The organism is Nostoc parmelioides FACHB-3921 (assembly GCF_014696625.1).
GTDB lineage: Bacteria > Cyanobacteriota > Cyanobacteriia > Cyanobacteriales > Nostocaceae > Trichormus > Trichormus parmelioides.
In genome coordinates this window covers 15,396-27,488 of sequence record NZ_JACJQL010000075.1, presented here as the reverse complement: position 1 = coordinate 27,488, position 12,093 = coordinate 15,396, and the positions used below count along the sequence as shown (strand labels likewise).

Genomic DNA, 12,093 nt, shown 5'->3' with positions numbered 1-12,093 from the left:
TGTGCTGTCGAGGGTTTGCTGATTTCTCTGATTGTTCGATACCTAGTGAGTAGATGATACTTTTTATCAATCCACTCTTTTGCCATTTTGTCAATGCGTAAGTCCTAGAGCTTTTAGAAGAAGCAGAGTTGGAATTACCTCCAGGAAATGGAGAGTTAATCTTAGTTGTCGATGATGAAGCTGCTATTAGAGATATTACGAAAACATCTCTAGAGTCTTATAATTATAAAGCAATTACAGCTAGTGATGGAATTGAAGCGATCGCCTTATATGCAGAACGCCGAGACGAAATCTCTTTGGTGTTGACGGATATGGTAATGCCTTCTATGGATGGCTTAACAACTATTCGGACATTGCAAAAAATTAATCCTCATGTAAAAATAATTGCTGTCAGTGGCTTGGCTGCTCATGATAAAGTCAACGCAGCTTATAATATGGGTATCCAAGCGTTTTTATCGAAGCCATACACTGCTAACCAACTATTAAAAACAATTAATGCAGTCCAGCATAAGAATTAATTTTTGTTGCTAAGCTTATATTATTTGTAAATTTGTATAATTGCTAATTGGTAATAATAATTATATATTCAATTGATATTTTAGAACTATGGAATCAGTGCTGCCATCTACACCCATTGTTGCAATTAAACCCAAAATTGAAGATAGTTTTGCTATCACTTTCGCACCTTTATCTCTAGAAGAAATTTACACTCTAGCCGATGACTCGGCTAATGGTGCTGTGGTAGTAATGAGTGGGATGGTTCGCAATCAAACTGACGGAAAACCCGTAGTTGCCCTAGAATATCAAGCTTATGAACCAATGGCATTGCGTGTATTTCATCAAATAGCAGCAGACATTCGCTCGACTTGGCCTGCTGTCAATCGGGTAGTGATTCATCATCGTATTGGACGTTTACAGATAGGACAAATCAGCGTTTTAGTAGCCATTGGTTGTCCCCATCGTAGTGAGGCGTTTGAAGCTTGTCGCTATGCAATTGATACCCTGAAACATAATGCCCCCATTTGGAAAAAAGAACATTGGCAAGATGGTTCTAGCAGTTGGGTGAGTATTGGTGCTTGTGAACAGTCAGGACAAAATTGCTAAAATTTTCGACGTTACATATTTGCGGGATGAATTCAGACTTCTCTGTTCAATCATTCGCGATCGCACCATCGCTTCTTCTGCTGGAGTTTCCCATCCCGATGCAATAAAAGTATTTGCTGTATACATAGGGTGCGTTAGACACGCAGGTTGGGGAGCCAGTGCGTTGAGAGGGTTTCCCCCGTTGTAGCAACTGGCGTTAGAACGGAGTGCAACCCAACATATACAAGGCGTTGGGGTGTTGGGTTTCGTCCCTCAACCCAACCTACATTTGAAATCTGTATTTTGTTTCCAAATCTGTAACTCAATCCTGAGTCTTAGTATTTATTGGCTAACTTGAGATTGCAATATTTACTGCCCCTTCGGGGCTAATTTCTTCCCCTACTCGCTACTCCCGCCCCGAAGGGGCAATGAAAAACCGTATAATTCTTTCAGAAATTTTTGTTGATCCATAGATAATTATTAGAACTTCAACTAGATTGGATGAGCTAATTTCCTAAGTAATCTGCAATCAAGTTGAGTTATCATACATTATTTGCAAGCATACATAGTATGACTTCTCCGAGTATTTCGGCACTGTGTGGCAATCGTAGCATTATACGCAGGGACATTATCAGGATGAACCAAGGCGACAGAAGTTAATTGGAATCATCTACGCTGGGCGGTTACGCCATCGCAGTCCGCCAGCAATACCCTTAGTTTGTCAATTCAATTCTCATCCCGGCCGTGAACTTGTGCAGGTGGGCTAGTTGCTTCCACCGCAGTAAATGGTTCTAAAATTTTGTAGGTGTGGCTAGCGCCTTTCGGTACAGTCCAAGAACTTCCTGGTTCTAGTAAGATCATTTGCCCTTCAATGTGCAGCTCGGCGCGCCCGTTAATTACATAACCTACGGTTTCGTATTCGCGGCTGGTTGGTTGTTTATCTTCTCCTGGTTGTTCGTCTTCCCAAAGACGCATAGAAACGGATTTGCCAGATGCTAAATATTTCTGACCGAGTTTACCCTTGGGGGAATAGTGAGAGTCTATTTTTTTGACGCTGGTATCGCTCATATTTAATCACCTTAAGGTTTGAGTACAACTTTGATGCAGCTATCTTTTTTGTGTTTAAAAATTTCGTAACCGTGGGATGCTTGTTCTAGGGGGAGGGTGTGGGTGATGACAAATGAGGGGTCAATTTCACCGTTTTGAATGCGTTCTAGTAAGGGTTTCAAGTATTTATGGACATGAGTTTGTCCCATCTTGAAAGTTAAGCCCTTATTCATTGCTGAACCCATCGGGATTTTGTCTAGAAAGCCGCCATATACACCCGCCAGGGAAACATGACCGCCTTTAGCCGCAGACACGATGACTTGTCGTAATGCAGTTGGTCTGTCTGTTTCTAGCCGCACAGCTTGCTTTACTTGGTCGTAGAAAGCCATCAAGTCTGTACCGTGGGCTTCCATGCCAACCGCATCGATACAAGCATCAGGGCCGCGTCCACCAGTCATCTCTTTCAGTGCTTCCCCAATGTTGACCTCTTCGTAATTGAAGACTTCCGCATTACATTGTTCTTTAGCCATTTTTAGGCGTTCGGGAATGCGGTCAAAAGCGATAACTCTTTCCGCACCCAACATATATGCACTCTTGATAGCAAATTGCCCAACAGGGCCGCAACCCCACACAGCCACAATATCACCAGGTTTAATATTGCAATTTTCTGCCGCCATGTAGCCTGTGGGAAAAATATCAGTTAAAAATAATACTTGTTCATCTGGTAGATTATCGGGGATTTTGAGCAAGCCGACATCTGCAAAGGGTACACGGGCGTATTCTGCTTGACCCCCAGCATAGCCACCAAATAGATGAGAGTAGCCGAATAGACCGGCTGGAGAATGTCCCATTTGCAGTTCTACCATCCAGGCGTTGGGGTTGGAGTTATCGCACAAAGACCATAAATCCCGTTGACAGAAGAAGCAAGAACCGCAGGAAATGGTAAAAGGGACGACCACGCGATCGCCTACTTTCACGTTTTTTACAGCACTACCCAACTCGACAACTTCTCCCATGAATTCATGACCAAGGATATCGCCACTTTGCATTGTGGGAATATAGCCATTATATATATGTAAATCAGACCCACAAATAGCGGTAGATGTAATTTTAATAATTGCATCACGCGGGTTAATAATTTTTGGATCGGGTACAGTTTCTACCCTGACATCATTTGTTCCATGCCAGCAAACTGCTTTCATATTTATTATTCCTTAGTCATTAATTTTTCATCTCTGAATTCAGGTCATAGATCCCCGACTTTTTAAAAAAGTCGGGGATCTAAACACCCGCAGGTTGTTAATTATTAACTCCGGCTTCTAGCTTCTCTTACACGCTCAGGCTGTTGATAATAACCACCCTCACTCTGAGTATTTTGATGAACAGTTTCACCTATTTTTCGTTGTACAGATTTACCAAAATCTTTAGTAGCTCTGGGTGTATCTTCATCCAAGTTCAACTTTTCACGCACGTTATCAGCAGTGTTTTTGAGGCGATTTTGGGCATTTCTTACTTGATTATCGTTTCTGATGCCTTCGTTATCAGGAGTACCTTTATAGTAAGTGCCTTCTGGTGTTTGCACTGTATTAGCTTGAGCAATCATCGCAGTACCGTAGGTAAAAGATTGACCTACAAAGAATGTTGCTGCTACTAAGAAAACAACCAGAATTTGACGCAGCAAAATATTTTGTATCCAAGAGATTACGCGATTCATAAAAATCCTCAATGAGATTATATGTATATTGTTGGTTTAATAAATGTGATTAAACATCTATCCGCAACTAGGTTTAGTAATCAGTAATTAGTAGTAGTTTCGGTCTAGAAAGGAGCAACTGTAGAGACGTTGCCTGCAACGTCTCTACTCCCTTTACGGTTTGAGTACAACTTTGATGCAGTTGTCTTTTTTCTGTTGGAAAATGTGATAACCGAGGGGTGCTTGTTCCAGGGGTAATTGATGACTAACTACAAAAGACGGGTCAAGTTTGCCATCTAGGATGAGTTGTAGTAACAAATTCATGTATTTCTGACCGTGCATTTGTCCCATCCTGAAGGTTAGACCTTTATTAAAAGCCGCACCCATCGGTATTTTGTCTACAAACCCACCGTAGACACCCATAATTGAGAGAGTCCCACCTTTACGACAAGCCACCATCATTTCCCGCAATACATGGGGGCGATCGCTTTCTAGCCTCAGCTTTTGCTTTGTTTGGTCATAAAAGTCTTCTAAGCCAACGCCATGTGCTTCCAACCCGACTGCATCAATGCAAGCATCAGGGCCGCGTCCGCCGGTCATTTCTTTTAAAGCCTCACCTGCATTGACTTCTTCGTAATTTATGACTTCAGCTTTAGCATATTTTTTCGCCATCTCTAGACGTTCGGGAAAGCGATCTATGGCGATGACCTTTTCTGCACCCATCATATAAGCACTAATCATGGCGAATTGTCCGACAGCGCCACAACCCCAAACGGCGACAGTATCACCCAGTTGAATGTCACACATCTCTGCACCCATATAACCTGTGGGGATAGCGTCGGAGATGAATAACAGCATTTCGTCTGGTAAGTCTGGTGGAACTTTCACCACACCGACATCAGCGAAGGGGACGCGGATATATTCAGCTTGTGCGCCAGCGTAACCACCTAAGAGGTGAGAATAGCCGTAAATGGCTGAGGTGATGTTGCCGTAGAGTTTTTCTTCTAACCAACCTTTGGTATTGGAGTTATCGCACAGCGACCACATATCATGCTCACAATAGTGGCATCTACCACAGCCAATTGTAGAAGGAACAACAACGCGATCGCCTATTTTTAAATTATCAACTCCGCTCCCCACCTCGACAACTTCCCCCATAAACTCGTGACCAATAATGTCACCCTGCTGCACTGTCGGGATATAGCCGCCGTAAATATGTAAATCAGAACCACAAATTGCGGTGGAAGTAATTTTAATAATCGCATCACGCGGATTGAGGATTTTCGGGTCTGGTACAGTCTCCACCCGCACCTCGTTAGCACCATACCAGCAGACTGCTTTCATAATTTAGTCATTGGTCATTGGTTATTGGTCAATAGTCAATAGTCCATAGTTATTCTTCTCTGCTCCCCCTGCTCCCCCTGCTTCCCCTGCTTCCTCTGCTTCCTCTGCTTCCTCTGCTCCCCCTGCTTTCTTACTTCCTCCCCGATGGTTGTCCCTCGGTGGTGGCGATTTCTCCGGCTTCCATGAGCATCTTGAAACGGCGTAGTTCGTCGCCAATCTGCTGTTCTGGTTCCTCACCGAAAAGTTTGGCAACAACGGCAGCTAAAGCACCTCCGGGGGGATTGTATTCTAAGACTACTTTCACTTCAGTACCGCGATCGCCTGGGGCTTTTTGAAAACGCACAAAACCGGAGTTTTCCACGTCTGCGCCTTCCGCAGAGGCCCAAGAAATAAACTCATTTTCTCGGTCTTCTAAAATGTCTGCATTCCATTCCACACTGTTACCTAAAGGTGCGTTGGCTATCCAATGAGAACGTTTTTCGTTGTACACCTTCACAGATTTAAGATGCTTCATGAATGTGGGTAGATTCTCAAAGTTGTGCCAATAACGGTATAGTTCATCTGCTGGCTTATTGATTGTCACCGTCTTTTCAACTTTGATGGGTTTATTTATCCCTATCGCTTCTTGCGCTTGCTGAATTGTGCTTTGTTTCGTCGCGCCTTGATAAATTAAACCACCACCAGCTAAAGCCGTCAGCACTCCCCGCAAAGAAGCTTGTCTTAAACCCAGCAACACTAACGCCCCGCCGCCAATCAGAGAAGCCCAACGTTCCGTATCACTAGCTTGGCCAGGTGTATTTCCCTGTTTATCTCCTGATGTCAAAGTCACACTCTATATCTCCAATTAAATATGGGGAGTGATACCAATTCAAAATTCAAAATTCAAAATTCAAAATTAAAGAATCTCCTCCCCACTTTTTATTCCCTCTTTTACATCGATACAGCTGCCCCTGTTGTTGGCTTAGGCGGCTGGACTGTAGCATTTGTACGTGTACGGTATAGTGATACTAATCGCTGTTCGTATTTGACCAAATCTTTGTAAATTTCTTTGAAAATAGCGGTTGCTATAGGGTCAGTGTACATGGCGCAGAGATTACCAATATCACCAATACCTGTTTGTAAATCGCCTAAGGCGCTGCGTATTTGATATATGTCATCGCTACCAGTTAAAGCGGTTTTCACTTTGGCGTATTGATTAGCGATATTTGCACCGAGGGAGGGTTTCTCACCCAGTCTAGTCAAATAAGTTTCTAGATATTCAATATGACGCTGTTTATTGGTAATCATTTCTTGGAACAGCGCTTTTGCTTCTACATCAGATTCTTTTTCTGTGTACTTCTCCAGCGCTTCCAGAGAATAACGTTCTCCACCTAAAGCAGTGTTCAAACCTCGGACAATATCACCTTTGGTTGAACCGCCCCAAGCATCGGCCAGTTTCCACCACTCTGCGTTCCTATCTTTTTCATCTGGTAAGGCTGCATCTTTACCGCCATAACCTAGACGACTCAAAATAGCTGTGGTGAAAATTGCCAAATCTCCAGGTTCACGGGATGTAATCAAGTTACCGTCAACAACTAGCGCCTCATCTACATAATCAGCACCAGCATTAATCATGTCTCTGCTGATAGCAATAAAGCCTGTGGCTTGTTTACCTCGCAGTAAGTCGCCTTCAATTAAGACTTGTGGCCCGTGACAAACCGCAGCTACCAATTTTCCTTGCTGCATCGCTTCTTGTACAAAGCGGACTGTATTAGGGTTGCGGCGCATTTTATCGGGAGCCATACCACCGGGAATTACTACCGCATCAAATTCAGAGGCGATCGCTTCTGTCGTAGTACCATCAGCTTGGGTAGAAAGTCTACCTCGTTTTCCCTTATATTTTTCGTTCATCCGCGAACCGAGGACTACCACCTCAAATCCTGCTTGTTTTAACCCATTACAAGGAATAATAAATTCAGCATCTTCTACTGCTTGTTCAATGAGAATAGCTACTTTCTTTTTCCCAGAATTATTATGGTTGGTCATACTGTTTCCTATCTAACGATAAACTAAAATTGCGACTTGGTAATTATGCTGGCACTTCACCAGTGGGTGACGTGCCGAACATTTCTTCATAATCATGGGAGAAGTGAGAATGTAGTTTGGCAAATTCTTCTGGTCTGATAGCATTTTGCAAAACGGCAAAAACAGCACGTACATGAATTGCTGTTGTTGTTGGTTCTAGATTCTCTTTTCTACTCACGCGTATGATGAAATCTTGTAAATTAAAACTTTCGTCTGGTTCCCCTTCTCTTCCTCGTAGACAGTCTGCCAACTCTTGTGGTAGTTGAGCAGCTAAGGTCTGGGCTTCTTCACCTGAAATGCGTTCTTTGATAGTTTCTAAAGTGGCACAGGTAGCTCTTTGAGCCTCGTCAGGAGAATTGGATTGAGCAAGGCTTTGTACATGAGTAATAAATTCTTTGTATTCCACCTTCTACCTCCACTAATAAAAATCGATAATCGAAAGTAAGATTCAAATAACAGTAAATATGTTTTGGATAAGTACAAAAAATAGTTATGAGTTAAAAATTATTGATCAGTTTTACTGGGTATTAAGAACTCCTAACTCATAACTAACAGATTCAACTACAAGTGGCTTAACCTTGATTTCATACTTTTTAGGTTAGGTGTAAATAGCTAGCATTACTTCGTTCTCAGGAGATAGATCCCTTTATTTCTAAAGTTGTACATCTTTTGCAGTACAACTTAATGGAAATAAAAAGTTATTGTGAGAACATAGAAATGGCTAGTATTATGACAGAAGAAACTAATAACCAAAAATTTAATACTGATGATTTGCCGCAGGAAATTACCGAATCCTATGGTACTGGCGTTAAAGAACCACCAGGATACAACATTGGTATAGGGCATGAGTACACAGAGACTAGCCCAGAATTTGACCTGGGTGACGGTGATGAGAATAATTATTGGGCAGATACTGTGGGTGATGAAGCGGTAGGTGGTACTGCTCCCACGCCTGAACAAGATATTACTGAGGAAATAGAGGCCGCCGTGGGGTTGGAAATGCCTGATCAAGCTTCTCTCCGCACCAATGAGATTTTAGAACAGCGTGATGATAGACGCTGGGAATTAGATCCCACCTCTTCTGAAGATTATGAAGATAGGGGATGAGGGATTGGGGGTGTTCAGATCCCCGACTTTTTAAAAAAGTCGGGGATCTATAGACTTGTCACTATTTCCTTTTCCATTTTCGTAAGACAATAACTGAACAGCACAAAAGTGCAATTTGTGGGTGGATTGTATTTAAAGAATTCACCCTTAAGTATTTAAGAATTCTGTGAACTATTCTCTGAACACGGATTTATAAGTATATACTTAGGTGGCTAATAGGTAGCCTGTTAGTAGCTACTTAATATAGCTCAGTTTTGATTTTGATTTTGCCGACGGCTCTACCAACTTTTTCCCAGGCTCTAGCTGTTTCTATGTCTTGCCAGTCAGAGCGGAGAATTTCTGCTTTTTCGTAACAAATTTGCGACATAATCTTGAGCATCTCTGACACATCCATGCTGTCTAGCATGGCTTGGATGTCTTCTTTGCTGTATATATTGCCGTCTCCATTGCACGCTTCTAGTCCCATAGGTCGGAGAAAAGTTGTAGATTCTATATATATTTGGATAATACCCGCAATGTGGCTATCTTCATATATTGCAATAGAATGAGATAAATATCGCTTTAACAACAGCTAGATGTATATCTTATGATTAACTCAATTGTTTAATTAAGACAAATATCTTACTCTATTAGTAGTGATGTTTAAACTACTCCGACTAGTAGCTGGGGCGATTTATGCCTACATCATAGTTTTAATGGAGTGTAATAGCACGAAAAAATAGATGAATGCTGACTATTTTTTTAATCAGGGATTACCCGATAATTTATCGAGAGAATATCAAAGAACGGTCATTGGTGGCAATAAGCCAACCAATCGCAAGGTTGATGCGGAAACTTACTGTAAACGAGGGATTACTTTTAGCCGTGAACTGAAAGATTATCAGGGGGCGATCGCCTTTTTTAATCTAGCGGTAGAAATTAATCCTAATTATGCCCAAGCCTATTATCATAGGGGGAATGCGCGTTACTGTCTAGCAGATTTTACAGCCGCGATCGCCGATTATGATCAAGCATTACAAATAAATCCTACATTCGCAGAATATTATTATTGTCGAGGTAACGCTTACTTGGCTCAAGGTGACTACGATCAAGCAATTGCCAACTATATCAGCACCATTGAGTTTGATCCTCTGTTAGCCAGTAATATTAATGAAGATATTGCGAATGCCTATTATTACCGGGGCTTACAAAATAGTGACCACGGGAATTATCAAGAAGCAATTATAGATTTACAACAAGCGTTGCAATGGCATCCTTACTTTGCCGCAGCTTACAGCATTCGCGGAAACATTTACTATAAATTGGGAGAGTACCGACAAGCGATCGCCGACCATGAACGGGCAGTACAATTAGACCCTAACCTGGCCGAAGCCTACCAAAACAGAGGTAACGCTCACTACGCCTTAGGAGCCTATCAAAAAGCGATCGCCGATTACAACCGCACACTAGAAATTAATCCTCATCAACTAGGAGCATATTATAATCGCGGTCTGATTAGTTTTTATCTCAACGAATATCAACAAGCCTTCGCAGATTTCAACCAAGTCTTAAATTTCAATTCCAAAGATGCACAAGCATATTACCAACGGGGATTAATTTATGAGGCTTGGCAAGACTATCAAAGTGCATTGGCAGACTATAACCAAGCATTACAGCTAAATCCGGAATTAGCCGTTGTCTATGGTGTACGTGCCAATATCTACCGCCATCTAGGAGACTACCCCAGCGCCTTAGCAGATGGTAATCGCTTACTGGAACTACAACCCAATTTCGCCGCCGGATATTGCGATCGCGCCACATCCCGCCGTTGCTTGGGTGATTACCGGGGAGCCATTACCGATTACAATCAGGCATTACAAATTAATCCTAACATTGCTGAAGCCTATTACGGTCGAGCCATTGCCCACGAAGCCCTACAAGACTTGATTGGTGCAATAGCAGACTATACACAATCTATCCGTATATCCCCGGATTTTGCCCCCGCTTACTGCAATCGCGGCAATGCCCGTCGTCAGTTGGGAGATACCAAGGGAGCCGTAACAGACTACAATCAAGCCCTAAAAATCAATCCCCAACTCAGCGAAGCTTACTATAACCGAGGTTCGCTGCACTACGATCAACAAAATTATCACAGTGCGATCGCCGATTATACCCAAGCTTTGGAACTACAGCCAGAATCCGCAAGATATTACAGCGATCGCGCCCATGCTCGTTACGCCTTACAAGACTATCATGGAGCAGTAGCAGATTATACCCAATCAATCGCCATCAACCCAGGTTACGCCGAAGACTGGTACAATCGAGGTCGTAGCCATTTACTCTTGGGATACTTAGAAGAAGCACTAGCTGACTTAAACCAAGCCCTCAAATTTCAACCACACTGGGCTTCAGCTTACCTCCTGCGAGCCGACATTCTCCGCAATCGGGGCGACTATCAAGCAGCGATCGCTGACTTCCAAAAATCGGCTGATCTCTACTCTCAAGAGGGCAAAACACAAAACTATCAACAAATTCTCGAAATTATTGCTGGACTAAAGTAGAAGCAAGGGGCAGGGGAGGCAGGGGAGGCAGAGAAGAATAACTAATGACAACTAACAACTGTACAGGCGGGTTGACAGATATCCTCACTCTTGGACGATGATCTTCACAAACCAGCCCCTACCAACAACGGACAACTGTACAGACGCGATTAATCGCGTCTCTAACAACACAATCATTTTCTTTAGCCAGATACACTTCGAGTTCCCGCGAATGTAGTATAGTCTGCTGTGATAGTGCCATCTGTTTAGTTGATAATTTCAGGAGTTTTGGGAATGACAGTTACAGCAGACCCCGTGACTTTGATGAAGCAAGAAGTGGGCAAAGCCGCCGCCGCTTTGGTAAAGTCCGGCTCAATTGTAGGCTTAGGTACAGGGTCAACTACAGCTTACACAATTCAATATTTAGGCGATCGCCTCAAATCTGGTGAACTAACTGATATTGTTGGTATTCCGACCTCATTTCAGTCAGAAGTTTTATCCAAGCAATACGGCGTTCCTCTCACAACCTTAGACGCTGTAGATCATATTGATATCGCTATTGATGGGGCTGATGAAGTTGACCCCCACAAAAACCTCATTAAAGGTGGTGGTGCAGCCCATACCCGCGAAAAAGTAGTTGATTACTTAGCCAATCAATTCATTGTTGTAGTAGACAGTGGTAAATTAGTAGACCGCTTAGGTTCGGTTTTTGCCGTACCAGTAGAAGTTATCCCAATGGCGATTACCCCCGTCACCAATGCGATTAAGCAACTAGGTGGCAAACCAGAATTGCGGATGGGAGTAAAAAAAGCCGGGCCAGTCATCACCGACCAGGGCAACTTTGTCTTAGATGTCCGATTTGATTCCATTGACGACCCAGTTAACCTCGAAAAAATATTGAATAATATTCCTGGGGTTCTAGAGAATGGTATCTTTGTCAACTGTGCAGACATAGTTTTAGTTGGTGAAGTTAAAGACGGCCAGCCACTAGTCAGACAACTATAAAACTTAGGGTGTAGGTGTTCAAATTCCCTACACTTTCCCAGATTCCAATGATCATAGTTCCAATCCAATTTTGTAGTGGCATGGCAAGGCTAAAATGTTGCAAAAAATTGTAGGTTGGGAAGCCACCGCCGTTGACGGGTTTCCCGGCTTGGGGCGAGTGGCGTTTGACGTAAGGAAACCCAACACCAGGAATCTATGTTGAGAGATCAATGTTGGGTTGCGCTTTGCTTA

14 protein-coding genes and 1 pseudogene are annotated in these 12,093 nt (G+C 42.9%); 5 read left to right on the top strand and 10 right to left on the bottom strand.

All coding sequences use genetic code 11. The features are described from left to right. Positions 1 to 107 precede the first annotated feature (107 nt). Together H6G14_RS28070 and H6G14_RS28065 are read left to right on the top strand one after the other, a co-directional pair. A pseudogene (locus tag H6G14_RS28070) lies at positions 108 to 518 on the top strand (response regulator); the annotation flags it as partial. Positions 519 to 606: 88 nt separating this feature from the next. Next, on the top strand, positions 607 to 1,104 hold the full coding sequence (locus tag H6G14_RS28065; RefSeq protein ID WP_190571652.1) for a molybdenum cofactor biosynthesis protein MoaE: 498 nt from the start codon (positions 607 to 609) through the stop codon (positions 1,102 to 1,104). Here H6G14_RS28065 and H6G14_RS28060 read toward each other — a convergent pair. The 8 genes from H6G14_RS28060 to H6G14_RS28025 form a co-directional block, all read right to left on the bottom strand. Continuing rightward, the gene (locus H6G14_RS28060) at positions 1,087 to 1,230 is read right to left on the bottom strand and encodes a hypothetical protein (protein WP_190571650.1); all 144 of its coding nucleotides are present in this window, start codon (positions 1,228 to 1,230) and stop codon (positions 1,087 to 1,089) included. The two genes, H6G14_RS28065 and H6G14_RS28060, sit on opposite strands and share 18 nt — an antisense overlap. Positions 1,231 to 1,809: 579 nt before the next feature. Then, positions 1,810 to 2,151 (bottom strand): cupin domain-containing protein, encoded by a 342-nt coding sequence (locus H6G14_RS28055; protein WP_190571648.1) that lies wholly within the window; start codon positions 2,149 to 2,151, stop codon positions 1,810 to 1,812. An 11-nt stretch (positions 2,152 to 2,162) separates the two neighbouring features. Next, on the bottom strand, positions 2,163 to 3,332 hold the full coding sequence (locus H6G14_RS28050) for a zinc-dependent alcohol dehydrogenase (protein ID WP_190571647.1): 1,170 nt from the start codon (positions 3,330 to 3,332) through the stop codon (positions 2,163 to 2,165). A 104-nt stretch (positions 3,333 to 3,436) separates the two neighbouring features. Continuing rightward, a complete protein-coding gene (locus H6G14_RS28045; RefSeq protein ID WP_190571645.1) occupies positions 3,437 to 3,844 on the bottom strand; it encodes a hypothetical protein in 408 nt (135 codons plus the stop codon). Between the two features lie 153 nt (positions 3,845 to 3,997). Beyond that, a complete protein-coding gene (locus tag H6G14_RS28040) occupies positions 3,998 to 5,167 on the bottom strand; it encodes a zinc-dependent alcohol dehydrogenase (RefSeq protein WP_190571643.1) in 1,170 nt (389 codons plus the stop codon). 130 nt (positions 5,168 to 5,297) lie between these two features. Continuing rightward, entirely contained in the window at positions 5,298 to 5,996 is a 699-nt protein-coding gene (locus H6G14_RS28035; RefSeq protein WP_190571641.1) for an SRPBCC family protein, read from the bottom strand. A 101-nt stretch (positions 5,997 to 6,097) separates the two neighbouring features. Next, positions 6,098 to 7,192: a DJ-1/PfpI/YhbO family deglycase/protease gene (locus tag H6G14_RS28030; RefSeq protein ID WP_190571639.1), complete on the bottom strand. Its 1,095-nt coding sequence runs from the start codon at positions 7,190 to 7,192 to the stop codon at positions 6,098 to 6,100. Between the two features lie 43 nt (positions 7,193 to 7,235). Then, entirely contained in the window at positions 7,236 to 7,637 is a 402-nt protein-coding gene (locus H6G14_RS28025; RefSeq protein WP_190571637.1) for a DUF2267 domain-containing protein, read from the bottom strand. A gap of 311 nt (positions 7,638 to 7,948) precedes the next feature. Here H6G14_RS28025 and H6G14_RS28020 point away from each other — a divergent pair, with 311 nt between their 5' ends. Next, a complete protein-coding gene (locus tag H6G14_RS28020) occupies positions 7,949 to 8,338 on the top strand; it encodes a DUF6335 family protein (protein WP_242053895.1) in 390 nt (129 codons plus the stop codon). A 238-nt stretch (positions 8,339 to 8,576) separates the two neighbouring features. Here H6G14_RS28020 and H6G14_RS28015 read toward each other — a convergent pair whose 3' ends face one another. Then, the gene (locus H6G14_RS28015; RefSeq protein WP_199326310.1) at positions 8,577 to 8,804 is read right to left on the bottom strand and encodes a hypothetical protein; all 228 of its coding nucleotides are present in this window, start codon (positions 8,802 to 8,804) and stop codon (positions 8,577 to 8,579) included. A 256-nt stretch (positions 8,805 to 9,060) separates the two neighbouring features. Between H6G14_RS28015 and H6G14_RS28010 the strand changes: the two genes are divergently transcribed. Continuing rightward, a complete protein-coding gene (locus H6G14_RS28010) occupies positions 9,061 to 10,878 on the top strand; it encodes a tetratricopeptide repeat protein (RefSeq protein WP_190571633.1) in 1,818 nt (605 codons plus the stop codon). A 118-nt stretch (positions 10,879 to 10,996) separates the two neighbouring features. Here the strand turns inward: H6G14_RS28010 and H6G14_RS34095 are convergent, their stop codons facing one another. Continuing rightward, positions 10,997 to 11,119, bottom strand: a complete 123-nt coding sequence (locus tag H6G14_RS34095) for a hypothetical protein (RefSeq protein WP_277884336.1) — start codon at positions 11,117 to 11,119, stop codon at positions 10,997 to 10,999. 32 nt (positions 11,120 to 11,151) lie between these two features. Between H6G14_RS34095 and rpiA the strand changes: the two genes are divergently transcribed. Continuing rightward, positions 11,152 to 11,862 carry a ribose-5-phosphate isomerase RpiA gene (rpiA, locus tag H6G14_RS28005; protein WP_190571631.1) on the top strand — a complete coding sequence of 237 codons (711 nt, stop codon included), beginning with the start codon at positions 11,152 to 11,154 and terminating at the stop codon, positions 11,860 to 11,862. Positions 11,863 to 12,093 lie beyond the last annotated feature (231 nt).

What these genes read in the sequence shown, in the direction of transcription:
- H6G14_RS28055 (WP_190571648.1), bottom strand. Translation starts at nt 2,151, where the DNA reads ATGAGCGATACCAGCGTCAAAAAAATAGACTCTCACTATTCCCCCAAG.
- H6G14_RS28010 (WP_190571633.1), top strand. Translation starts at nt 9,061, where the DNA reads ATGAATGCTGACTATTTTTTTAATCAGGGATTACCCGATAATTTATCG.
- H6G14_RS28030 (WP_190571639.1), bottom strand. Translation starts at nt 7,192, where the DNA reads ATGACCAACCATAATAATTCTGGGAAAAAGAAAGTAGCTATTCTCATT.
- H6G14_RS28020 (WP_242053895.1), top strand. Translation starts at nt 7,949, where the DNA reads ATGGCTAGTATTATGACAGAAGAAACTAATAACCAAAAATTTAATACT.
- H6G14_RS34095 (WP_277884336.1), bottom strand. Translation starts at nt 11,119, where the DNA reads ATGGCACTATCACAGCAGACTATACTACATTCGCGGGAACTCGAAGTG.
- H6G14_RS28045 (WP_190571645.1), bottom strand. Translation starts at nt 3,844, where the DNA reads ATGAATCGCGTAATCTCTTGGATACAAAATATTTTGCTGCGTCAAATT.
- H6G14_RS28060 (WP_190571650.1), bottom strand. Translation starts at nt 1,230, where the DNA reads ATGTATACAGCAAATACTTTTATTGCATCGGGATGGGAAACTCCAGCA.
- H6G14_RS28065 (WP_190571652.1), top strand. Translation starts at nt 607, where the DNA reads ATGGAATCAGTGCTGCCATCTACACCCATTGTTGCAATTAAACCCAAA.
- H6G14_RS28050 (WP_190571647.1), bottom strand. Translation starts at nt 3,332, where the DNA reads ATGAAAGCAGTTTGCTGGCATGGAACAAATGATGTCAGGGTAGAAACT.
- H6G14_RS28040 (WP_190571643.1), bottom strand. Translation starts at nt 5,167, where the DNA reads ATGAAAGCAGTCTGCTGGTATGGTGCTAACGAGGTGCGGGTGGAGACT.
- H6G14_RS28015 (WP_199326310.1), bottom strand. Translation starts at nt 8,804, where the DNA reads ATGGGACTAGAAGCGTGCAATGGAGACGGCAATATATACAGCAAAGAA.
- rpiA (WP_190571631.1), top strand. Translation starts at nt 11,152, where the DNA reads ATGACAGTTACAGCAGACCCCGTGACTTTGATGAAGCAAGAAGTGGGC.